Origin of the sequence: Parabacteroides sp. AF17-3, assembly GCF_003635445.1 — a bacterium.
GTDB classification, from domain to species: domain Bacteria; phylum Bacteroidota; class Bacteroidia; order Bacteroidales; family Tannerellaceae; genus Parabacteroides; species Parabacteroides goldsteinii.
Genome location: NZ_QTMM01000014.1, coordinates 150,804 through 174,434 on the forward strand (window position 1 = coordinate 150,804; position 23,631 = coordinate 174,434).

Genomic DNA, 23,631 nt, shown 5'->3' on the forward strand with positions numbered 1-23,631 from the left:
CGGATTGGAAGGTACTTGCAGGTATCTTCCAATTTTTTTAGGTTAACTGCTCGATATGTCCATAGGCTATAGATTTAGATTATTAATTATTTGAGAACTAACACATAATTTCCATTACTTGTCTTTTGATATTTTAAAGGAGATGATTCTCCCATCATAAACAATATCCGTTCCAATGATTCATCCCTTACCTTAAATGTAAAGCGGTATTTATCCGCCAGATCTTGCTGGCACATAATCTTACGTCCGTACCATTGCTCCAGACGTGGAATAATCATGGATAGTTTTTCATTTTCGAAACTGACTATCTTCTGTTTTCGCCATGAAGTATATTTATCTGCATCGACAGTTAAAACATAGGCCGAATCTGCTTGCTGATCATATACCATCTTTTCATTCGGCGACAAAATAAACTCAGCTCTATCACCTTTTGAATTATTTATTCCTATCTTGACTTTCCCATTTAACAGGACAGTCTCCGATTTACTTTCTATATCATAATCAAACACCTCGAAAGCCGTTCCCAAAGCCTGTACTTCCATTTCCGAAGTATGTACGATAAAGGGTTTGTGAGGATTTTTATGGATATCAAAAAAAGCCTGACCATCTAAATGTATTTCACGTGTTTTTCCTGTAAATGCAGCAGGATAGGTCAATTTACTACCGGGTCCCAACTGTACGACCGTCCCGTCCGGCAATGATACCGATTGCATATTCTGAATACCTGACGTAACAACATAAACAGGAATATTATCTTTCTCTCCTAGATAATAAGCCATCCCTCCAACAACCAACAACAATAAAACAGATGCTGCCACACTATAAACTTTATAGAATAAATATCTTTTTACAGATACATTGTCCCAAATACTTTGGCGTATACGATGCCATATCCGCATACTGTCAGCCCGGTCAATATACGCAGCATCCGGAGCATTGTTCCACTGACTGAACATTTGTGTTTTTACCGCATCCCGCTCATTCAGTGCAGTACGCTCCTCCTCTCCCAATGCATCCTGCATCAGCTTTTTTAATATATATCTTTTATTATCCTGATCCATTTCTTTTTATCTGCTTTATAATAAATACCCCCGAACATATAGGTTACCCCTATCCGCCCATCGTTTTTTTTTAATTTTCTAAGAATAAATGAAAAAAGGGAATCGGTTTTTACAGGAAAAGAGAAAGTAGAGTGATATTCTTCCGCAGATATTTAAGCGCTTCACTAATTTGATTTTCAACAGTTTTCTCCGATATATTCAACAATTCGGCTATTTCTTTATAGCTCTTGTTTCCTTTCCGGCTCAGATTAAATATTTCCCGGCGGCGTGGCGGCAACTCGTTTATAAGCATGTCAATATATTCGCTCAGGTTCTTCGCCTCTATCTCCTCTTCAATATCGTATGAATCTTCCATAGCGGCGAGGACGGTCATTTTATAAAAATCTTCGTTCAAATTTTTTCGGTGTTGGTTAAATATCAGGTTGCGGGTGATGATAAACATCAATCCTTTGAAATTATCGTCTTCACGCATAAAGTCACGCCCTTCCCACACTTTTATAAAAACTTCCTGCACGACTTCCTCTGCTGTATCCTGATTGGTCAGGTAAAGACGGCTGAAGTTGTATACCTGCCTCCAGTACTTTTTATATAAAGCAGTAAAAGCCTCTTTACTGTTTTGCTTCAATAATAATATCAGTTCGTTATCCTCCATTTTCCACATTCAGAATGTATGCAAATATAAGAGATTTTATTTTACCCGGCAGAAAGTAAAAAATAAAATATACCCTCTTTATGGTATTTCCCATAATCAATACTCCTCTTATCTTTGTTGCATAAATAAGAACAACTAAAATATAGAATGATATGGCAAACGTAGCAAAAAAACTGACAGACCTGATTGGTAACACTCCGTTATTAGAGTTTTCCAACTTCAATGCAAGCAAAGGATTAAAAGCAAAACTGATCGGTAAACTGGAATACTTCAACCCGGCAGGCAGTGTGAAAGACCGCATCGCCCTGGCAATGATCGAAGACGCAGAACAGAAAGGACTTCTGAAACCGGGAGCGACCATTATCGAACCGACAAGTGGAAATACTGGTGTAGGACTTGCCTTCGTTTCTGCTGCCAAAGGATATAAACTGGTTCTGACAATGCCGGAAACGATGAGTGTAGAACGCCGCAACTTATTGAAAGCTCTTGGAGCCCACCTAGTATTAACTCCCGGAGCCGATGGCATGAAGGGAGCTATCGCCAAAGCCGAATCATTACGTGATGAAACACCCGGTTCCGTCATCCTGCAACAATTCGAGAATCCGGCCAATCCGGCTAAACACGTACAGACTACTGCACAGGAAATCTGGCGCGATACGGATGGTAAAGTCGATATTTTCGTAGCCGGTGTCGGTACGGGCGGAACAGTCAACGGTGTCGGTGAAGGATTGAAAACACATAATCCGAATGTGAAAATCGTAGCGGTAGAACCGAGCGACTCCCCCGTCCTCTCCGGTGGTAAACCGGGACCGCATAAGATACAGGGTATCGGGGCCGGATTCATTCCTAAAACATATAACGGCAAATACGTCGATGAAATCATTCAGGTAGAAAATGACGATGCCATCCGTACCAGCCGTGAACTGGCACAAAAAGAAGGATTGCTGGTAGGTATCTCTTCCGGTGCTGCCGTATACGCTGCTCTAAAACTGGCGGAACTGCCGGAGAATGCAGGCAAAACAATCGTTGCCCTATTACCCGATACCGGAGAGCGGTATCTTTCTACCGTATTATATGCATTCGAAGAATATCCGTTATAAACGAGACCTTATCTATATTCTATAAACTGAAGCATATTTAGAAAATAATGAGCCAATGTGGCAATATGCCAATTTAGGAATAATTGAGCTATCAGTTTATAGTGATGGGAGTAACCAATTCCCCTCTTGAGAGGGGATAAGGGGTGTGTTAAAGCTAGTTATAGGGCGAACAATAACACACCCCCTTCCCCCTCTCAAGAGGGGAGACAGGTACAACCGGTCAATAATCGGATAGTTCAAATCTGATAAATATCGAACTTCTTTCCCTTAGTTTTTCACACATAATTAGTCAAACATTTGACTAATATCCGATAAATATCTATCTTTGCGCCGATAAAAACAGCAAGTATGACAGATAGTGAATTAGCTCACGAACTTAATCTACTAGTATTAAGGACACGCATGACATTCCGCCAGACCATTCAGCGAATACTGAAAAGCAACAACGTCGATATGACCTTTGAAATGCTTCAGGTAATGCATTGTTTGTGGAAAGAACAGGGAGTCAGCCAACAATCGCTGGCCGAAAAAACAGCGAAAGACAAAGCATGCCTCACCAACCTGATCAATAATCTCGAGAAGAAAGGATGGGTTATACGGCAGGAAGATTGCAACGACCGCCGTAATAAACTGATATACCTCACCCCCGAAGGAGAAAAGGTGGCCGACAAGATTAAATCCCTCCTGAAAGACATGTACACCCAGGTCGGGCAACAAATGAACACCAAACATATGGAAGCCTGTATGAAACATCTAAGCAAACTGAATGAGATATTTGATCAAATATAGTTTTTTATTGTTACTGTTTATAGGAAAGCCTGTTGCGACTTGTTCCCAACAGGCTTATTCTCTTACCCTCGACGAACTCTTCCGCTTGGGTACGGAAAACAGTCTGCGTCTGCAAGCCTCCCACATGCAGGAAGTCGTCGCAGCCGACAAGAAAAAAACAGCGCAAACGGCCCGTCTGCCCGGTATCAGTATCGGTGCGACGACCGGATATATCGGACAGTCTACCGTCTTCCGGCAGGGACTGACGCAACCGGTTCATCCCGACCTGCCCGACTGGTCACATAATTATAATGTAGAAGTAACCCAACCCGTCTATCGCGGAGGTAAAATACATTATAATATCAAACGTGCCTCGTTGGAGAAACAGATTGCAGCACTCAATTCGGCCAGTAGCAAAGCCGAAGTCAAACTGCTCCTGCTCCGTCAGTATATGGACCTTTTCAGCCTCTACAAACAAAAAGACGTATTTGCCCGTAACGTGGAAGAGTCCACCCGCAGACTTGAGGATATCCGCCGCCTGAAGAAAGAAGGTATCGTCACCCGAAACGACGAGTTGCGTAGTGAACTGCAACTCACCAACGACCAGCTGGCCTGCCGCGAAGCAGACGATAATATCGCAATCGTCTCCCAGCAACTTGACGTCCTGCTCGGACTGGATGAAACATTCCTCCTGCAACCCGACACGGCATTGCTTTACACGGCCGTTTCACTGGAAAGCTATGATGCCTACGTCCAACAGGCTTACCTCAACTATCCCGAATTACAGATCGCCCGCTACAACACGAAGCTGGCTGAAAACGATATATTCCTGTCAAAAGCCGACTATCTGCCCTCACTCTCGGTACGTGCCGCCAATACCCTGGCACGCCCGCTGAGCACTACGATGGAAGACGTCTTCTCCAACAACTGGAATATCGCTTTAAGCCTCTCCTACAACCTGTCATCCCTTTATCAGAATAAACATAAGATGCATGAGGTAAAACAAATTGTCAATATCCAGAAAAATAAGGAAGAACAAATCCGCCAGGATATCCGTATTAATGTCAAAAGCGCCTGGATCAGGCATCACGAAGCGCTCGACCGCGTACAGGCACTGATCCTATCGGTCAGGCAAGCGGAAGAGAACTACCGTATCGTAAACAACCGTTATCTCAACCAGCTATCCATCCTGACCGACCTGCTCGATGCCAGCAGTGTCAGGCTTGAAGCCGAACTGCAATTGACCAATGCACGCACCGAGGCCATCTACAGTTATTATCAACTGATGCATGCATGCGGCAATTTATAACTTAATTAAAAACAGACAAATATGTCCGGATTACATAGAAAAAGAAAACAACTGAGGCGACTGAAAATAAGGAATATCACCCTCAATACCGTATGTATCCTGCTCGCTTTCGGCGGCATATCATGGACGGTCAACTATTTCTGGAAATATGTCAACTACGAAATCACCAATGATGCCGTAGTGGATCAATATATCACCCCCGTCAATATCCGCGTACCGGGTTACATCAGGGAAGTCCGTTTCACCGAGCACCAGCAGGTAAAGGAAGGCGACACCCTTCTGATCCTCGACGACCGGGAATACCGTATCAAGCTGAAAGATGCCGAAGCCGCCCTCCTCGATGCCCAGGCCTCCAAAGACATACTAAGTTCCGGCATCGAAACCTCCCAGGTGAATATCAGCGTACAGGAGGCCAATATCGCCGAGACGGAAGCCCGCCTCCGGCAACTCGAACAGGACCATCGACGTTATGCCAACCTCCTGGCCGAAGAGTCCGTCTCGCAACAGCAATACGAACAGGTCAAGGCTGAATACGAAGCCATGAAAGCCCGTTACGAATCCCTGCTCCGCCAAAAGAGTGCCGCCCAATCGCAATATTCGGAGACGAGCAAGAAAAGCGGCAGTGTGAAGGCGGCCATCCTGCGCAAAGAAGCCGACCTGGAGATGGCGCAACTCAACCTGTCGTATACAGTCGTCACCGCTCCCTTCGACGGATACATGGGACGCCGCACGCTGGAAACCGGACAACTGGTTCAAGCCGGACAAACCCTCAGCTACCTCGTCCGCAACAATGACAAATGGATAACCGCCAATTACAAGGAAACACAAATCAGCCATATCTACATCGGCCAAAAAGTACGCATCAAAGTAGATGCTGTAGACGACCGCATTTTCCACGGCACCGTGACGGCGATCTCCGAAGCGACCGGCTCCAAATACTCCCTCGTCCCGACCGATAACTCTGCCGGCAACTTCGTCAAGATACAACAGCGCATCCCTGTGCGCATCGACCTGATTGACGTTTCGCCCGAAGACATGAATCTGCTCCGTGCCGGCATGATGGTGGAAACGGAAGCATTGAAAAGACATTGAATAATACAGCATAATGGCTACACAAACACCCCTGAATGTCCCTATCCGCCCCTGGGTCCCCCGCTGGCTGGGGATCGTTACGGCTTTTACCGTCATGCTGCCGATCATCCTGATCAACGGAGCCTATACCGGGACTATCACCGAAGTTTCAGGAACGCTGGGTGTGTTGAGCGAAGACATCAGCATGGCTTACTATGCGACATCGGCGGGAATGGCGGTTGCTTATCCGCTGATCCCGAAAGTGCGTCCGGTAGTGACCACTAAAACGATCCTGCTGATCGACCTCTTGTTGCAGGTGATCCTCAGCTTTATCTGTGCGCAGGTGAACCAGATGGATATCATTATCGTATGCAGCTTCTTTATCGGTTTTCTGAAAGGTTTCGCCATGCTGGAGATCATCCTGATGATACGTCCGCTTTTCAGTCCGCAGAATGTGCGCAGCGAATTTTATGCTTACTTCTACCCGATCGTGTTCTCGGCAGGCCAGGTCTCGATGGCGGTCACGGCACAGTTGGCCTATTACTACCAATGGCAGTATATGTATTACTTCGTTATCCTGCTCTTGCTGGTTGCCATCTCTTTTATCCTGATGTTCTTCCGGTATGCCAGGCGTCCTGTCTATTTTCCTTTTAAAGAGATAGATTGGAAAAGTATCCTGCTCATGGCCTCCATCCTGCTTTTCACCATCTGGTCGGCCACCTACGGGAAGACACTCGACTGGTTTTCGTCCGCTAAAATCACGGTGTATGTGCTGTCGCTGCCGGTATTGGTCTGGTTATTCCAGTTCCGGCAGAAGACGCGGAAAAATCCGTATCTGAAACTGGAAGTGCTGAACAGCAGCAAGGCGTTGATCGGCTATTTCTTCATGATGTTGGTGATGTTCTTTTCTTCCACCAGTTCGCTGGTGACCAGTTATATGAATAATATCATACGGGTAGACAGCGTACATGCCAACTTTCTGAATCTCTGGATGCTGCCGGGGTTTATCTGCGGGGCGGTGATCTGTTTCTGGTGGTTCCGCTGGCAACGGTGGCGTTTCAGGATACTGATATCCGGAGGGATGCTGTGTTATGTGATCTATCTGGCTATCCTCTATTTCGGGATCACACCGGACGGGAGGTACGAAATGTTGTATCTTCCGATGTTTCTCCGGGGAATGGGAATGATGATCTTGTTTATCGCTTTCGGTGTGTATGCGGTGGAAGATATGAATCCGAAGCTGATGATATATAATGCCTTTTTCCTGATCACCTGCCGTTCGGTGATAGCTCCTGCCCTGTCGTCGGCCTTCTTCAATAATATGCTTTACCGTCTGCAATTGCGGGATATGGCGATCCTCTCGGAGAATATGCGCCTCGATAACCCGCTGGCGGCACAGCAATACAACCAGTCACTCAATAATGCACTGGCACAGGGACATAGCATGACGGATGCCGTGCAACTGGCTACAAACAGCCTTTACACCACACTGCAATCGCAAAGCTTGTTGCTTGCCTTGAAAACGATTATCGGCTACGTGCTCATCTTTGCGATTGTGGTGATGGTTATCTCCCGCTTTACGCCTTTCCACAAGACTTTGAAAGTCGAGATTGTGAAGACTGGGGAAGATATGGTCTGATTAAATATAGTATTCCGCTGCATCGACTATCCCTGCGCGCAGAGCATATTTGGTTGCCTCGTGCACATTATTTACTTCCAGTTTGCGGAAAATATTTTTGCGATGGGTGGTGATGGTGTGGATGCTGGAGAAACGCTCGGAGGCAATTTCTTTGGTCGTCTTGCCTAAAGCGATGGATTTCAGTATTTCTTTTTCTGTCGAGGTCAGTACGGGGTGCTCTTTGGGTTCACGGACTATTTTCTTTTCTGAAAGCAGGTTATGAATCCGTTGACAGATAAAACGTTCGGAATGTAAAGCCGATTGCAGGGCCGCACGTATTTCTGCTGACGGGGCATCCTTCAAGACGATGCTGAAAGCCTCGCTGCTGAAGAGGATGCGACGGATAAAATTTTCGCTCAGTTCATCGCTGAAAAGTATCCAGGAGACCTGTTTGAAACGCTCCTGCAAGATCAGAAGTTCGTCGGCACTCGTCAAATCGAAAAGCGTGTAGTCGAGGATCACGACAGCCTGCGGATGCTGTTGAAGGAGTTGAAGCAGCTCGTGTTTGTCGGCAGCCTCGGTCACAAGGCTAAGATCCGGCATCCTGTCGCTCAGGTAAAGGATGCCGGCTTTGGTGATATCCTGGTTATCGGCTATGATAAGCGTCCGCATCAGCGTATGGCTAAAGCCTGTTTAATGTCGTTATACAAATCGTCGACCGGTTCGAGTCCGACCGACAGGCGGATTGTTTGCTGGCTGATATCCATTTCCTGCCGTTGCATTTCGGTGAAACTGCCATAGATGGTGCTTGCCGGATGGATAGCCAATGTCTTGTTGTCGAACAGGTTCGTGGCACGGCGGATCAGTTGCAGGCGGTTCATAAAGGCAAAGCAGGCCTCACGGGAAGGCAGGTCGAATGTCAGCATGGCTCCCGGATATTTTCCGAACTGGACAGTGCTCAGTTTATAATAAGGATTATCTTTCAGGCCGGTGTAATTGACCGACACAATACCTTCCAGCGTTTGCAGCCGGCCGGCTAGTTCCAGGCAAGTTGCTCCCTGCCGTTCGAAACGGAGAGGCATGGTTTCCAGTCCCAGCGTCTGCATGTAGGCAACCTGCGGCGTCATATAAGCGCCCAGGTTCCGGTGTATCTCCTTCCGGAGGCGGGCGGTGAAAGCGCGTTCGCCAAACTGTTCATACCAATGTTTCAGTGTGATAAAATGGCTCCAGTCGAAGGTCCCGTTATCAAGTATCAGACCTCCTATGCTTGTTGCCCCGCCGGAGATATATTTGGTGCTGGATACGATCTCGATATCTATACCAAAATCTTTTCCGTGGAAGACAGAGAAAGGAACGATCGTCGTGTCGGCGATCAAAGGTACTCCCGCCTCCTTTGCGATAGAAGATAACATCTTCAGGTCGGCCACTTCCAGCTGCGGATTGGTAATCACTTCGAGAAAGATCGCACAGGTGTTGCAGTCGATATAGGCGCGGACCTCGTCGGGATCGGTCAGGTTACAGAAACGTGCCTCGATATCAAAGGTGGCCAGCGTCGTCTTCATCAATGACCAGGTATTGCCGAACAGATGCGGGGAAGTGACGATATTGGCTTTTGCACGCCCGATCGTCATCAACATATTGCAAATGGCAGCCATACCGGAATTGAGGGCGGTGACACTCATAGCTCCGGTAACGGACAGCACACGATCTTCAAAATATTGTACGGTCGGATTCGTAATCCTCGAATAAGCATGGTCGGACGTACGGCCACAGAAAGCGGCTTCCATCGCTTCGGCCGATTCGAACTCGTAAGCAGCAGTGTTATAGACCGGCATTGCCAATGAGCCATAGGCGTCCGGCTTCTCGTAAGGCGTATGAAGCAAACGGGCTTCAAAACTATTTTCTTCCATTCTGTATTTTCCTCGTATAATTTTCTTTTTGCCGCTACAAATGTAGGATTCATTTAGATGTAAAATAGAATTATCCGGTAAAAATTAGTACATCCAACTGTTAAATTGTATCTTTGGATTCCTATTAAACGATCTAAAAGAGCTGTTATATGAAGATAATAACATACAATGTAAACGGCCTCCGCGCCGCTGTGGGAAAAGGCTTTCCGGAATGGTTAAAACAAGAGCAGCCCGATGTACTCTGCCTGCAGGAAACTAAACTTCAGCCGGATCAATTCCCGGCAGAGGCCTTTGCGGATTCAGGTTATAAACCTTACCTGTTCAGTGCCCAGAAGAAAGGTTATAGCGGGGTAGCTATCCTCACCCGTCAGGAACCCGATCATGTGGAAATAGGAATGGGCATAGAAAAATATGATAACGAAGGCCGTTTTATCCGTGCGGATTATGGTGACCTGTCAATTGTCAGTGTCTACCATCCTTCCGGAACCAGTGGTGATGAACGCCAGGCCTTTAAAATGGAGTGGCTGGAAGATTTCCAGAAGTATGTAGTGGAATTACAGAAAACACGTAAGAATCTGATTCTTTGCGGCGACTATAATATCTGTCATGAACCGATAGACATTCATGATCCGGTACGCAATGCGACTAACAGCGGTTTCCTTCCCGAAGAGCGCGAATGGATGACACGGTTTCTGGATGCGGGATTTATCGACACATTCCGCCATCTCAATCCGGAAAAGCAACAATATACATGGTGGAGCTATCGTTTCAACGCCCGTAAAAACAATAAAGGCTGGCGTATCGATTACTGCATGGTCAGCGAACCGGTAAAACCGCTGCTGAAATCGGCTTATATTCTGAATGATGCCGTGCATTCAGATCATTGCCCGGCGGTATTGGAGATTGAATAAAAGACAGAAAGTATATATGAAAGGGGAGAATATATCTCCCCTCTTCTCTTTATTCACGCCAATACTCCGGCTTGTCCAGTGCATCAGCGCATCTTACCTTTCCTTTAGGAATACTTCCTGCTTCCGAAGTAAGGGATTGATACATCCAACAATCAGCATAGATATCTTCAATCGGATAAGGAGGCGGATAACCGGCTGCTTCTGCATTCCCCTTAAAACCATGACGGGGATAATACTCTTTATGCCCCAGCACAAAAACCATCTCCACTCCCATCTCCTTCAATATCCGATGGCCTTCCCGGATCAGCAAACCTCCGAGACCTTGTTTCTGATACTCCGGCTTTACGGCCAAAGGAGCCAGGATATAAACAGAAGGTGAAGGATTGCTCCCCTCCAGTGAGGCCTTTGTAAAAAGGATATGGCCTATAGCCTCCCCCTGATAACAGGCAAGCAATGAGACATAAGGTTCTGCTGTCTGATCTGCCAAAAGGTCTTCCACCAGTACGGCCTCGTCATCTTCACCGAAAGCGAGTCGTTCAACGTTCATTACATCGTTAAAATCGTCAGAAGTAGCCCTCCTGACTTGCACGTCGTTTAAATTCATGACTATGATATATTAAATGGTTACTATGCTCCCTTATGGGAACAGTTTTTATCTATAAAAGGATATAATAATAAGGCCCGGATGAAGATGTATATCCGGAGTATTGAAGTGACCAGCCTATAAAGAGTTATAGGCTGTTATTAAGCACTTATAGATGTAGAAAGTAGTGTTTTCAAAAAACTGTTTTTATAATTCGGGAGCAAATATAGCAAAATAATCCGGTTAGTAACCACTCAGTGCCGGAAAAAGTATCTTTTCCATGATCTTATATCCGCCCAAAGTAGGGTGCACGCCGTCTTTGGAATATTTCTCCGGCAAACCTCCCCGCTCATCCGCCAATTGAGAATGATAATCTATATAAGTAAAGCCGTTACGGTCTGCATAAGCCTTAATCATTTTATTCAGTTCGATAATTTTATCGGCAGGTTCCAGTCCTTTACGCCAGCCGAAATCATAGGCGGGCAAGACAGAACAAAGAATTACATCGATATGGTTTGCTTTTGCCAATTCGGTCATAGATATGATATTTCCCAGTATATTTTCCTGAGAGATATATCCGTTGTTTTGGGCAATATCATTGGTCCCGGCCAGGATTACAACAGCCTTCGGTTTGAGGTTGATTACATCTGCACGAAACCGCACCAGCATTTGCGCCGTCGTTTGTCCGCTGATACCTCTGCCGATAAAGCCATTGTTCTTAAAGAAAAGCGAATCGTTATTCCACCAGCCTTCCGTAATCGAATTTCCCATGAATACCACTTTAGATGGGAGTTCTACCGTTTTATTAAGTTCGGCATACCGGCCAAAATTGGCCCAATCTTTCTCCTGGCCTAAAAGAGAGGAGGCAGCCAATGCACACACAACCAGCATCAGCCATTTCTTAAAGTTCTTCATAACATGATTTTATTAAGTTACATGAGATACAAAAATAATTCTTTTATCCTTATCTTTGCCCTAAATCTAAATTAAAAACACATCATATTCTTATGAAAAACTATTTCAAAAGAAATTGTTTCTTTATTCTATTCGTCTTTTTGATGTTTCAGAGTCATTCTACTCTGTGGGCAATGGATGGTGCCGGAATGGCATTTAAGGTTAGTCTGTCGGGAAAGATTTATCATAAGTTTTCTTTTTTACTGGAAGAGGATATCCGTCCGAAATCAAACTTCAAACAGGCGGAGTGGTTTCTGACAACAGGAGAAATCAACTATACATTCAATCGGTATCTGAAAGCCGGAGTAGCCTATATGTTACTTAACCAGTACAAGGCTTCCGAAGAGTTACGGAACAGATATTATGTGTATGCTTCGGGAAAATATCCTGTCGGCAACTTTGTCCTGTCTCTTCGCGAACGATTCCAGAGTACTTATAAAACAGGCGCCGAACATCCCAAGAATTATCTCCGGACAATGCTCACCCTCTCCTACAAGATCAGTAAAACGGATTTCTCCCCTTTTGCTTATGCCGAAATATTTAATGACACAGGCTATCAAGGTAATATGCACACAGACAGGATTCGCCTCTCAGCCGGAAGCGATTATAAGATAAACAAGCAAAACGCATTGCAGTTATATTACCGTTACCATATATTCAACGTATATGATCCGGTCAATTATAAACATGCAATAGGGCTGACCTATTCACACAGGTTCTAAAAAAATAACTATCTTTGCAGCCGGAATTTAATTTATAGACATGATACGGAAAGTTTTTGCTTTCCCGAGTGCTTGATAAACCTCGTAAAAAACAAGAATTATGCAGAAGACAACTGTAACAATCCCATTTATGCTGCTTGGCATCCTGTTCAATATATGCCTGGTAGCGTCCAATCTTTTAGAGACGAAAGTCGTACAGGTATTTGGTATTACTGCTACAGCCGGACTGATCGTATTCCCTATTTCCTATATTATCAATGATTGTATTGCCGAAGTATGGGGATTTAAGAAAGCGCGTTTGATTATCTGGAGCGGATTTGCTTCTAACTTCCTCGTTATCGGATTTGCACAACTGGCAGTCATGTTGCCTGCCGCCCCGTTTTGGGAAGGGGAAGAAGGTTTTAACTTCGTCTTTGGAATGGCTCCGCGCATTGCGATTGCAAGTCTGATCGCTTTTCTGGTCGGCTCGTTCCTGAATGCGTATGTGATGAGTAAGATGAAGATTGCTTCCAAAGGGAAAAACTTTTCTTTACGTGCGATCGCTTCGACATTAGTGGGTGAGAGTGCCGATTCGATGATTTTCTTTCCGATCGCTTTTGCCGGATTGATTCCCTGCAAAGAATTATTAATCATGATCGGGACACAGGCGGTTCTGAAATCCCTCTATGAAGTGATCATTCTTCCAGTAACGATCCGCGTAGTAAAATACATAAAGAAGGTGGACGGTAGCGATGTCTATGATATCGGAACTTCTTATAATGTTTTGAAGGTAAAAGACATATAACAGTTGACAACTGTCACTTGTCAACTGTCAACTTACTACATTTAGCCTGCCGGAAAGTCTATCGTTTCTGTGCTTTCTGTCCAGTTCTCTACTTCGAAGCCGTCAGATGAGGTTTCTTCGGAGTATAATTCTCCTAATGTAATATTGAGAGTCAGACGGTTTCCGGCTATTAATGCATTGTCCAAAGGTTTCCGGAAATGTTTTACCAATCCATTCTTCAACGTCAGCATAATAGTGAGGGGAGGATTGTCGGAAGAAGGGAAAACCATAACTGTTGAATTGGCGGACATGGACATGCTATCGGTCGACATGGTCAACGGAAATGCGACAGTCTTTGTGAAGTCGCTTGCTTCAGCAGTATAATAGTCCAGCCGGGAAGCAATATTTCCAACCAGGATACGGGCAGAAGCGATACTCGCATCCATCTTATTGCCGTCCTTATTCGTCAATGTTATTTTTAAACCGGCTGTGGCATGCTTCATCGTTGCCTGCATTTTATCCGTACCGACTTTGATGGGATTGACGGCATGCAGATAATCATAGACAGGCATATAAGTTGTATCTTTATAATTATCCTGATACATAGTCATATACAAATCTGACAAATCTGCCCCTACACGTAAACTGGGCTCTCTGATAGCTGCGGCATCATAGACCGAATCGGTCTGGCTGTTTTTGGATAATCCCCAGTACAGGAAATTATAATCTCCCAAAGGCAACCTGACAGGAGCAGTAGCTTTATAAATGGAACCGTCTTTTATAGTGTAGGTTGCATTAATAGGCGACAATGTGCCGTTAATGCCATAATTCCCATAATAAAGGCTGGAATCTCCGGTACAGGGATAAACCATCAGGACACCGGTAAATGATGTTGTTGAAGTACCTGTCGAAACTCTCATTTCGGCCAACTCGGGACTTATCAGATCATCTGTGTTTACGCAATGGCAATCGTCATCCTTCGAACAGCTGCCGAAAAATACGCCCATCAATAGCGTAGAGAAAACTAACTTATTCATAATCACCAAATATTTGTTTAGATTTATGCTTATAGAAACAGCACACAAACAATTTGGTTCTCGGAATCGGTCTTATTAACTTTTAAAGTAACGGCTACTATTTATTTGAACAAATGCGACCAGTCTTCCCGCGGCTGGGGAGTATAGGTACGAATACCAAGCGCCTCCGCCGTACGACAGTTAGGTACGGCATCATCCAGGAATAAGGTTTCTTCCGGATTGATACCGGCATCTTTCAAGACATATTCAAATATATCGGCATTGGGCTTGACCATGTTCAACTCATAGGAAAGGTATATCTTTCCGAAAAAGTCTTCGGCATGATGTCCTTTATAGGCAAAGCTATTCTTCTCGGCCCATTGCCAGTGGATCTCATTCGTATTACTGAGAAGCATCGTATTGTACCTGGAACGAAGGTCCATCAATAAATCGAGTTTGTAGGCGGGTATATCATCGAGCATGGCAATCCAGGCAGCATCAATCTGTTCATCGGTCAGGCGCTGCTGGGTAAGGTGACGGATACCGTCCCTGAACTCGGCAGAGGTGATAGTTCCCATCTCTATCTGCATAAACAGGTCTTTACTGTTCAGGATGCAGTCGCGGACATCGGGCACACCAAAACTTTCAAAGGCCTCCACACAGCGGTTGCGGGTCAGATTAATGATCACTCCGCCAAAGTCTATAATCAGATTCTTTATTCCTTCCATACTCATCAATAATAATTACCAGCGTCTGCGACGTCTGCGGTGACGCTGTTTTTGTTTATATTCACGTATTCTGCGGTAGACTACCCAGACAAATAACAAACCGAACACAGCAAAGATCAACAGGACAATACCGGTATTCAGGTTATCGCCTTTCACACGGCTCCACATTTCCAGCACAAGCTCCGTCTCATCGCCAAAGTCACGGATCATAGCACAACGTTCCACCACTTTATGATCGGGATATTGTACCGGATTGATCCGGATACTGTCGTTTCCGGGACCAAAGAAATAGCTGAGATCAGAAAACTCCTCGATTGTCGTATCTATTTTTGCCTCCAGTATCTCCGGTGTGGCAACGGCACTTACATAACCATTGGCATCCATATTGCGCAAGGCAATGTCCGGACGGCAAAGATAATCCAAAAAATAACTGGCAGCCTTCACATTGCGGGCATATTTGGGGATTGCCCAGCCATCATACCAGATATTACTACCTTCGAGCGGCACTTCATAACCCAGCTCCACTCCTACGGCATCGGCTTCTTCCATTGCCCAGACGGCATCTCCGCTCCAGGTAAGGTTCAGCCAGGCCTTGTTTTTGGTCATCATTTCCTTACCGAAGTCGGCTTCCCATCCGGCAATATTGGGTTTCATGCGTTTCAGGTAATCCTCAGCAATAGCGATTGCTTCAGGGGAGTTGTCGTTCATCAATTGTTCTACCGTAACGGTTCCGTCAGCAAGTTCCTTGGCATGAGCATAAATGATGGCAGTACCATAGGCATCGCGATAACTGTCTTTCATCAGGATCTTGTTTTTATACTTGGGATTCCACAGGCAATCCCAGGTCATCACTTCATCCTTTGAAACAAACTTCTTATTATAGAGCAAGCCTGCCGTGCCCCACATATAAGGGACGACATAGTCGGTCGTTTTCATTCCCGGCTGGCTCAGTTTATTGAGTTGTTCCTGGATATACGGAGAAATGTTATCCAGGTAATCGGGCGTTTTTCCGAAGTTACGGTCGATGGGAAGCAACAGCTTTTTCTTCAGCATACGTTCGATGATATATTCCGAAGGACATATCAGGTCGAAATCTTCGTGACCGCGCTCCACCTTGGTCAACATGATCTCGTTAATATCGAATACCTGGTAAATGATACGGATATCCTCTCCCGTCTGCTCCTTATACCAGACCGGAAATTCATCCAGAATATCTTCATCGATATAATCCGCCCAGTTATAAATTTTCAATATCTTACTGCGCTCTTTTTCCGTACGTGCACAGGACGAAAAGACGCCCAGGCAAGCGACAAGTACGCATATTATTTTAATTAGTCTGTTCATACCCTACTCCTGTTTGACATTATTTAGCGGCTTTATCAGCTCTCTTATTTATCACAATCAGCAACACCAGTACGGTGACAAAGATGATTGTGGACAACGGACGCAGTTCAGGAGTAAGTCCTCCCTTCCGGGCATCCGCATAGATAAAGGTTGAAAGTGTCTCCAGTCCTTCGTTACCGATAGTAAAGATCGTGACGGCGAAGTCGTCGATCGAAAGCGTGAAAGCCAGGATAAAACCACTGATCATTCCAGGCCATATCTCCGGCATAATCACTTTGCGCAGTGCCTGAAACGGGGTTGCACCCAGATCAAGCGCGGCTTCATACACATTCTGGTTCATCTTTTTCAGACGGGGCATCACACTCAGTACCACATAAGGAGTACAGAATGAAATATGCGCCAGTACGACTGTTGTAAAGCCCTGCGAAATACCGAAACTGACAAACAACAGGAACAGGGAAACCCCGGTTATGATATCTGCATTCATCATCGGTATGGCATTTCCGAAGTTCATGATTCTACGCGAACGGCTTCTCAGGTTGAATATACCGATGGCAGCAATACTTCCCAGGATTGTCGAGATAGATGCAGCCAGCATGGCAATGGCAAATGTATTCCACAAAGCACCTACCAGCGAACGCTGCACGCCTCCGGTAAACAAGGAAGTATACAATTTTGTTGAAAATCCCGTCCAGTTACCCAGCACCTTCGCTTCGGTAAATGAAAAGATCATAATGATCAGGATCGGAGAATAAAGCAGGATAAGAAGCAACCACAGATAGGCCTTCGCCATTATTTTCGTCATCATATCACACCTCCTCCTTCATTTGAGGCATTGTCTTCCTCGTTGGTAAACAGGATCGTGACACCGATCAGCAGCAACATGATAAGAGACAGGGCGGCGCCATAGTTCCACATCCCGTTATTGATATTCTCTTGTACGGTCGTACCGAACAGTTTGATATTGTTCATTGTCAGCAACTCGGCAATGGCGAACGTCGAAACGGTCGGCATAAAGACCATCACGATACCGCTCATCACACCGGGCATCGACAAAGGAAAAATTGTCTTCGTAAATACCTGGAAAGGATTGGCACCCAAATCCTGTGCGGCTTCAATCAGGCTGCGGTCCATCTTCTGCAAGGTGTTATAGATCGGATAGATCATAAAGGGCAGAAAGTTGTATACCATACCGAAGATCAAGGCTCCTTCGCCCAAAGGCAAATCAAGGAAATCGAACAGGGCGACTGTTGCCAACGTACGGATCAGAATGTTCACCCACATCGGCAGGATAAACAACACGACCATCGTACGGGAAGTATTAAAACGGGCCTGACTCAATATATAGGCTGCCGGATATCCTAAGAGCAGGCAGGCCAAAGTAGTAATGATCGCAATCCCAATAGAATAGACAAAGGTATTCAATGCCTCGGGATGCATCATAAATTTACGGAAGTTGGCGAAAGTAAATGCTCCCTCGGCATCCGTAAAGGCATATAAAACGATCAGGAGCAATGGCATCACTACGAATACCGCCAGAAATAATGCGTAAGGAATCGTCCAGTTCCTGCGCCGCATGAAAAATGCTGAGACTTTATTTATCACTTCCTTTCCTTTTAGTTATGAATAATACGTATATTCTCAGGGGCAATCCGTATACCGACCCGGTCACCATCGTCCCAGACATCTGTCGTATCGACGAAAATATCTTCGTCCCAGTCAGTAAACACTGTCAGATGATAATGGTTCCCTTTGTACAGGATAAATTTCACTTCACCTGTCAGCTTGCCGTCTTCTTCATTATCCTCCAGAATAACATGACGGAAATCGACTTCCACTTTTACAGGAGCGTCCGGTTCCATATCGGAAACTTCGTTACACTCAAAAGTGGTTCCAAGAAATTCCACATGGGTAGAATCAATCATTTTACCTTCAAACGTGTTGCAGACACGTTCTTTCTTCATAACATGAATATCGAATGGTTTTACCAGCAATCCGACTTCCTGTCCGGCTTCAAAACAATGATAATCCTGTACCATGAACTCGTATCCTTCGGGAGTCTGCACCATCATTTCGTAATGGACTCCTTTAAAGATGGAAGAAGTAACCGTTCCGGTCAGCATAGCAGCTTCCGACGGGTCGAATATATAAATATCTTCCGGACGGATTACGACATCGACCGGTGCCTGTTCTCCGAAACCTTCATCGACACATTCAAAATCGTGTCCGGCAAAAGAGACTTGCTTATCTTTTATCATCAATCCGTTCAGGATATTACTTTCACCGATGAAGTCGGCTACAAACGAGTTGATCGGTTCGTTATAGATATCGATCGGGGTTCCTATCTGCTGGATACGGCCTTCGCTCATCACGACAATCGTATCGCTCAATGTCAATGCTTCTTCCTGGTCATGTGTTACATAAACGAAGGTTATGCCGAGTGACTTATGCATTTCCTTCAATTCCATCTGCATATCTTTACGCATCTTCAGGTCGAGTGCAGCCAACGGTTCGTCGAGTAATAACACTTCCGGTTCATTCACAATGGCCCGGGCAATGGCGACACGTTGCTGTTGTCCGCCGGAAAGGGAATCGACATCACGGTATTCGTAGTCGGTCATACCGACCATCTTCAAGGCTTGCTTTACCTTCTTTTCGATCACGGCGGAAGGCAGTTTCTTTAATTTCAGGCCGAAAGCGATATTATTGAAAACATTCAGGTGCGGGAACAATGCATATTTCTGAAACACCGTATTGACCGGCCTTTTATGTGGCGGTGTTTGTGTAATCTCCTTTCCTGCAATGGAGATCTCCCCTTCCGAAGCGGTCTGAAATCCGGCTATCAGACGTAACAATGTGGTCTTACCACAACCGGAAGGTCCCAAAATAGTAACAAACTCGCCCTTACGGACAAACAAATTTACATCATTCAGCACAGCCTTGTCCCCAAAGAACTTGGATACATGTTCTACACTGATAATGCAGTCGGACTTTTGCATAGATTTATCCCTTTTCCTTACAAGTTAAACATATAATCGCTCCCATTTATAAAAAGCGGCACAAAGGTATACATTTTAAGGGACTTTCAAAACGTCTGAACCGTTAAGAGATGGATATATAAAAGAACGTTGCCGAACTTTATTTATTTCCCTTGGGTAACAACAGATTCAGTAAAACTCCCAACAATGCGGACAACCCGATACCGGCCATTGTAAAGCCGCCAAATTCAATTGCTGCGCCACCTATGCCGAAGGTAAGGATCAGCGAAACAATAATCAGGTTGCGTGTATCGCCCAGATTCGTCCGGTTTTGTATCAGGCTGTTTATACCGACAGCCGCAATCGTACCGAACAATAACAACATTATTCCGCCCAACACTGCCGGCGGAATCGATTTCAGAAAAGCACTGATCTTCCCAAAGACAGAAAAGACAATACCTGTCACCGCAGCAATACGGATAACGGTAGGGTCCGTGATCTTTGTCAGCGAGATAGCGCCAGTCACTTCGGAATAAGTCGTTACAGGAGGTCCTCCGATCAGGCCGGCAGCAACACATGCCAGGCCATCCCCCAACATAGTACGGTGCAAACCCGGATCTTTCACGAAATCTTTACCGGTCACTTCATTGATAGCATACACATCGCCGATATGTTCAATGATCGGGGCTATGGTAACCGGAATCATAAAAATCACAGCTCCCCAGGATAATTCCGGTTTAACGAACTGGGGAAACGCAAACCAGGGAGCGGCAACAATCGGTTCAAAATCAATCATCCCAAAGACTGCCCCGGCAATATACCCCACAATTATCCCGCAAAAGATAGGGATCAGCTTGATCATCCCCTTCCCGAGCAAGGATGCCAGAATAGCCGTCAGCAAAGCGATCAGGGCCAGCGGCCAGTTCTCTTTCGCCATATTCACACCGGAACCGGCAAGCGACAAACCAATCAGTATAATAACCGGCCCGATCACGACCGGAGGGAAAAGCGTTTTAATAAAACCGATGCCACGCCATTTTATCAATGCGCTCATCAGTCCGTAGACAGCACCTACGGCAACCAGACCGGACATCGTACCCGGCAAACCATATAATTCCGTCGCTTTAATGATGGGAGCAACGAAAGCAAAACTACTTCCCAGGAAAATAGGAACTTTTCCTTTTGTAACCAGATGAAAGATCAATGTACCCAGCCCGGCAGTAAAAAGGGCTGTCGAAGGATCAAGACCGACCAATAAAGGCACTAATACTGTTGCACCAAAGGCTACAAAGAGAAATTGAACGCCCACTATTGTTTTTTGAGCGGGGCTCAGTGATTTTTTGCTGTCCATTGCGAAATAAAAGATTATATTTGCACAAATATAAATAGAATAATTCAAACGCTGAATAAGAATATGACACAGAATAGCTTTCATAAAGAAACAGCCTATTTTGCATCCGGCTGTTTTTGGGGAACCCAATATCACCTGGAAAAAGTAAAAGGCGTAGAATATACGCATGTCGGCTACATGGGCGGAACAGCAAATAATCCGTCCTATCCGGAAGTTAAAACAGGGACAACCGGCCATGTAGAAACCGTTGAAGTCATCTTTGATCCTTCACAAACCAGCTTCGAACAATTGCTGCGTCTTTACTTCGAAACACATGATTTCACACAGGTAGGCGGACAAGGTCCGGACATAGGCAGCCAATACCGCTCCGTTATCTTCTATTGCAATGAAGAACAAAAGGAGATCGCGGAAAGATATATCGGTAAATTATTCGGAATGGGATTTAAAGTAGCTACAGCATTGGAACCCGCCGAGAAATTCTGGATAGGAGAAGACTATCACCAACATTATTACGACAAGAAGGGAGAAACTCCTTATTGCCATATTTATCGAAAGATATTCAATGATTGATTTTGTTTCATCCTAGGGAAACTAAAATTTCTTCCGGGAGAAACAACTGTTTCATCCGGAAGAAACTAAAAATATACTATCAGAAGTTTTTCTTATCGTCAATAATATATTCGGGACGCGCTTTGATTTCATCGAACAGAATCCCTACATATTGTCCTAAGACACCCACCGTCAACAACTGAACACCGCCAAAGAAAATAACAGATGTCATAATGGAAGTCCAACCGCTTTCGGCATTACTGAACCCGTAGATTTTTCCCAGTGTAAACCAGGCGGCCAAAACAATACCGACCACCACAGCTATAAATCCCAAACTTGTTGCCAACCGAAGCGGCTTTTTAGAGAAATACAACATGGCCGTCGAAGCAAATTTCCACATTTTGCTGAAAGGATATTTCGTTTCACCGGCAATCCGGGCTTCCCGCTCATAATAAAACGGCACCTGCTTATAACCGAGCCAGCTTATCAATCCCCTGATATATTTACCCCGTTCCTGAAAACGGTCGAATTGATCCATAATTTTCCGGTCGATCATACGGAAGTCACCGGTATCCAACGGAAAGCTGACGTCACTCATATAATTAAGCAAACGGTAAAATGCTTTTGAGGTAATTTTTTTGAAAAAGCTTTCCCCTTCTCTTGATTTTCGTACGCAATAGACTACGTTTGCATGCTCTTTTTCCTGCAATTCCAATATACCGGGAATCAGTTCGGGAGGGTCCTGCATATCGGCATCGAGTATGACGGCCAGATCAGCGTCACAGTTATTGATACCTGCCGTTACGGCCGGCTGATGTCCGAAGTTTCTTGAAAAATGGATTACCTTTACCTGTGGATCAGAGGCAGCTATACCATCCAGTAATTCCCGGGTTTTATCCCGACTTCCATCGTTAATATAAATAATCTCAGTAGCAATAGGCACCGACTGCAATGCTTCCTTTATACGACGGTATGATTCGGATATAACCAACTCCTCGTTGTAACACGGCACTATAACTGCAAGCTTCTTCATCTGCTTTTTATGACTTGAATGTATAAAACTTATTCATTACGAAATTAATAACCGTATAAAAAGCCATAGCCAGCAACTGGTTATAATAAGGATCGATCGACAGGTTGGCATTCAGATACATCAGCAAACCCAGTTGCATCAGGTAACAGATACCGAACACAACACCAAAACGGACGGCACTGCTCATCCAGCCCGCATCGCTATGGAACGTCCATTGCTTGTTCCAGATAAAACTGTTCAGTACCCCCGCCGCATAACCGACTATATTCGATACAATATCCGAACAACCGAGCAGCTTCATCATTATCCAGATAACGACAGCTGTTATAACGGTGTTCCCCACTCCCACTATACCATACTTAATGGCTTGTTTTACTGTTTCCATTCTTATTTATAATATCAGTGACTTCCTGCTGTGTCAGTTCCTTTACATTTGTTATTGTAAAGATGTCTGAAAGGAAATCGCCGTATTGGTTACATTCATTGATAACCTTGTCAAGGGTTAACTTGATGTCTGCACGTACCGGTATCAAAAACACCAGTTCCACATATTGCTCCCCGATCGTCAGGCGCTCTATCTCGCAGTCGGCCTTCGGCAGGAAATAAGCGAACTCACGTTCTATGACTTTACGCTGATACTCCAGGAAAGGTTTACGATCCCTGGATAACATCAATACGTAAAAGCGCAATTTCTCACCTTTGCCTCCCAGCCCTGTCGAAATATATATTTGTTTCTCATCCGACAACTCCGACTCCAAAGAGATGCGACTTTCCATCAAAGCCATATAAGCCCAGTTGCTCACATCTTCGTCCGGGTGCTGCACATAATCTTCCAGCATCCGGTAGGCTTTCACCTCGCGGGAAGTTGCCAGCATGGATAAAATATATTTCTTATAATCGGTTGTCGACTCCGGATTAGACAGACTTTCGCGGAAGGCTGTATAATCCATATCGTTTAAATCCGGTTTTGCCCTTTCTTTACGAACCTGTTCGGAATACTTGAAATATTCCATCTGAAGTTCAACCGGAACACGCTGTTCTAATATATGGAAATGTCCGTCCATCTTGCTAAAAGAGTCACGGAACTTCTTGAATACATCACCTTCTTCTTTCATAGACCTGTTTTTTTAGTTATATACTATACCCAATAAACAAGAAACTAAGACAAAAGTAAGGCTTTTTCCCGATATTTTTGGCATTAGAGCATAAA

General features: G+C 45.0%; 25 protein-coding genes. 9 read left to right on the forward strand and 16 right to left on the reverse strand.

Annotated elements, in window-relative coordinates:
* Positions 1-86: 86 nt before the first annotated feature.
* Both DWW91_RS18625 and DWW91_RS18630 read right to left on the reverse strand, forming a co-directional pair.
* Positions 87-1,061 (reverse strand): FecR family protein, encoded by a 975-nt coding sequence (locus DWW91_RS18625; protein ID WP_122328577.1) that lies wholly within the window; start codon positions 1,059-1,061, stop codon positions 87-89.
* 109 nt (positions 1,062-1,170) lie between these two features.
* Positions 1,171-1,713 carry an RNA polymerase sigma-70 factor gene (locus tag DWW91_RS18630; protein WP_007658203.1) on the reverse strand — a complete coding sequence of 181 codons (543 nt, stop codon included), beginning with the start codon at positions 1,711-1,713 and terminating at the stop codon, positions 1,171-1,173.
* 152 nt (positions 1,714-1,865) lie between these two features.
* On the opposite strand from DWW91_RS18630, the gene cysK reads away from it, so the two are divergent.
* The 5 genes from cysK to DWW91_RS18655 all read left to right on the forward strand — a co-directional run bounded on the left by cysK (position 1,866) and on the right by DWW91_RS18655 (position 7,600).
* The gene (gene cysK / locus DWW91_RS18635) at positions 1,866-2,813 is read left to right on the forward strand and encodes a cysteine synthase A (protein WP_122328578.1); all 948 of its coding nucleotides are present in this window, start codon (positions 1,866-1,868) and stop codon (positions 2,811-2,813) included.
* Positions 2,814-3,161: 348 nt separating this feature from the next.
* Positions 3,162-3,602, forward strand: a complete 441-nt coding sequence (locus tag DWW91_RS18640; RefSeq protein WP_007658207.1) for a MarR family winged helix-turn-helix transcriptional regulator — start codon at positions 3,162-3,164, stop codon at positions 3,600-3,602.
* The gene (locus DWW91_RS18645; protein WP_122328579.1) at positions 3,580-4,890 is read left to right on the forward strand and encodes a TolC family protein; all 1,311 of its coding nucleotides are present in this window, start codon (positions 3,580-3,582) and stop codon (positions 4,888-4,890) included. Before DWW91_RS18640 ends, DWW91_RS18645 begins: the two co-directional genes overlap by 23 nt.
* A 21-nt stretch (positions 4,891-4,911) precedes the next feature.
* Positions 4,912-5,982 (forward strand): HlyD family secretion protein, encoded by a 1,071-nt coding sequence (locus tag DWW91_RS18650; protein WP_046147391.1) that lies wholly within the window; start codon positions 4,912-4,914, stop codon positions 5,980-5,982.
* 13 nt (positions 5,983-5,995) lie between these two features.
* Positions 5,996-7,600 carry an MFS transporter gene (locus tag DWW91_RS18655; RefSeq protein ID WP_010802694.1) on the forward strand — a complete coding sequence of 535 codons (1,605 nt, stop codon included), beginning with the start codon at positions 5,996-5,998 and terminating at the stop codon, positions 7,598-7,600.
* Here DWW91_RS18655 and DWW91_RS18660 read toward each other — a convergent pair whose 3' ends face one another.
* Both DWW91_RS18660 and DWW91_RS18665 read right to left on the reverse strand, forming a co-directional pair.
* Positions 7,601-8,251 carry a response regulator transcription factor gene (locus DWW91_RS18660; RefSeq protein ID WP_007658218.1) on the reverse strand — a complete coding sequence of 217 codons (651 nt, stop codon included), beginning with the start codon at positions 8,249-8,251 and terminating at the stop codon, positions 7,601-7,603.
* Positions 8,251-9,489, reverse strand: coding sequence for a PLP-dependent transferase (locus tag DWW91_RS18665; RefSeq protein WP_122328580.1), 1,239 nt, complete (start codon positions 9,487-9,489; stop codon positions 8,251-8,253). Before DWW91_RS18665 ends, DWW91_RS18660 begins: the two co-directional genes overlap by 1 nt.
* A 149-nt stretch (positions 9,490-9,638) precedes the next feature.
* Between DWW91_RS18665 and DWW91_RS18670 the strand changes: the two genes are divergently transcribed.
* Positions 9,639-10,400, forward strand: coding sequence for an exodeoxyribonuclease III (locus DWW91_RS18670; protein ID WP_007658220.1), 762 nt, complete (start codon positions 9,639-9,641; stop codon positions 10,398-10,400).
* Positions 10,401-10,449: 49 nt separating this feature from the next.
* Here the strand turns inward: DWW91_RS18670 and DWW91_RS18675 are convergent, their stop codons facing one another.
* Both DWW91_RS18675 and DWW91_RS18680 read right to left on the reverse strand, forming a co-directional pair.
* Positions 10,450-11,004, reverse strand: coding sequence for a GNAT family N-acetyltransferase (locus tag DWW91_RS18675; protein WP_122328581.1), 555 nt, complete (start codon positions 11,002-11,004; stop codon positions 10,450-10,452).
* A gap of 222 nt (positions 11,005-11,226) precedes the next feature.
* Positions 11,227-11,898 carry an SGNH/GDSL hydrolase family protein gene (locus tag DWW91_RS18680; RefSeq protein WP_122328582.1) on the reverse strand — a complete coding sequence of 224 codons (672 nt, stop codon included), beginning with the start codon at positions 11,896-11,898 and terminating at the stop codon, positions 11,227-11,229.
* Between the two features lie 92 nt (positions 11,899-11,990).
* On the opposite strand from DWW91_RS18680, the gene DWW91_RS18685 reads away from it, so the two are divergent.
* The gene (locus DWW91_RS18685) at positions 11,991-12,659 is read left to right on the forward strand and encodes a DUF2490 domain-containing protein (protein ID WP_007658222.1); all 669 of its coding nucleotides are present in this window, start codon (positions 11,991-11,993) and stop codon (positions 12,657-12,659) included.
* Between the two features lie 100 nt (positions 12,660-12,759).
* Positions 12,760-13,443 carry a queuosine precursor transporter gene (locus DWW91_RS18690; RefSeq protein ID WP_007658223.1) on the forward strand — a complete coding sequence of 228 codons (684 nt, stop codon included), beginning with the start codon at positions 12,760-12,762 and terminating at the stop codon, positions 13,441-13,443.
* 41 nt (positions 13,444-13,484) lie between these two features.
* Here DWW91_RS18690 and DWW91_RS18695 read toward each other — a convergent pair whose 3' ends face one another.
* From DWW91_RS18695 to DWW91_RS18725, 7 genes are all read right to left on the reverse strand, one after another.
* On the reverse strand, positions 13,485-14,459 hold the full coding sequence (locus DWW91_RS18695) for a FimB/Mfa2 family fimbrial subunit (RefSeq protein ID WP_122328583.1): 975 nt from the start codon (positions 14,457-14,459) through the stop codon (positions 13,485-13,487).
* Between the two features lie 101 nt (positions 14,460-14,560).
* On the reverse strand, positions 14,561-15,166 hold the full coding sequence (locus tag DWW91_RS18700; RefSeq protein ID WP_007658225.1) for an HAD family phosphatase: 606 nt from the start codon (positions 15,164-15,166) through the stop codon (positions 14,561-14,563).
* A 15-nt stretch (positions 15,167-15,181) separates the two neighbouring features.
* The gene (locus DWW91_RS18705; RefSeq protein WP_122328584.1) at positions 15,182-16,510 is read right to left on the reverse strand and encodes an ABC transporter substrate-binding protein; all 1,329 of its coding nucleotides are present in this window, start codon (positions 16,508-16,510) and stop codon (positions 15,182-15,184) included.
* A gap of 19 nt (positions 16,511-16,529) precedes the next feature.
* Positions 16,530-17,318 (reverse strand): ABC transporter permease, encoded by a 789-nt coding sequence (locus tag DWW91_RS18710; RefSeq protein ID WP_007658229.1) that lies wholly within the window; start codon positions 17,316-17,318, stop codon positions 16,530-16,532.
* The gene (locus tag DWW91_RS18715) at positions 17,315-18,088 is read right to left on the reverse strand and encodes an ABC transporter permease (protein ID WP_122328585.1); all 774 of its coding nucleotides are present in this window, start codon (positions 18,086-18,088) and stop codon (positions 17,315-17,317) included. The genes DWW91_RS18710 and DWW91_RS18715 overlap by 4 nt, the downstream gene beginning before the upstream one ends.
* Positions 18,089-18,126: 38 nt before the next feature.
* Positions 18,127-19,509 (reverse strand): polyamine ABC transporter ATP-binding protein, encoded by a 1,383-nt coding sequence (gene potA, locus DWW91_RS18720; RefSeq protein WP_007658233.1) that lies wholly within the window; start codon positions 19,507-19,509, stop codon positions 18,127-18,129.
* Between the two features lie 139 nt (positions 19,510-19,648).
* Positions 19,649-20,839, reverse strand: a complete 1,191-nt coding sequence (locus tag DWW91_RS18725) for a uracil-xanthine permease family protein (RefSeq protein WP_122328586.1) — start codon at positions 20,837-20,839, stop codon at positions 19,649-19,651.
* A 63-nt stretch (positions 20,840-20,902) separates the two neighbouring features.
* On the opposite strand from DWW91_RS18725, the gene msrA reads away from it, so the two are divergent.
* Positions 20,903-21,409, forward strand: coding sequence for a peptide-methionine (S)-S-oxide reductase MsrA (gene msrA, locus DWW91_RS18730; RefSeq protein ID WP_122328587.1), 507 nt, complete (start codon positions 20,903-20,905; stop codon positions 21,407-21,409).
* Positions 21,410-21,488: 79 nt separating this feature from the next.
* Here the strand turns inward: msrA and DWW91_RS18735 are convergent, their stop codons facing one another.
* From DWW91_RS18735 to DWW91_RS18745, 3 genes are read right to left on the reverse strand one after another with little or no spacing between them, the layout of a single operon-like run.
* A complete protein-coding gene (locus tag DWW91_RS18735; protein WP_122328588.1) occupies positions 21,489-22,421 on the reverse strand; it encodes a glycosyltransferase family 2 protein in 933 nt (310 codons plus the stop codon).
* 7 nt (positions 22,422-22,428) lie between these two features.
* Complete coding sequence (locus DWW91_RS18740) at positions 22,429-22,806, reverse strand: GtrA family protein (RefSeq protein WP_007658237.1); 378 nt, start codon at positions 22,804-22,806, stop codon at positions 22,429-22,431.
* Positions 22,781-23,536, reverse strand: a complete 756-nt coding sequence (locus DWW91_RS18745) for a hypothetical protein (RefSeq protein ID WP_122328589.1) — start codon at positions 23,534-23,536, stop codon at positions 22,781-22,783. The genes DWW91_RS18740 and DWW91_RS18745 overlap by 26 nt, the downstream gene beginning before the upstream one ends.
* Positions 23,537-23,631: the final 95 nt, after the last annotated feature.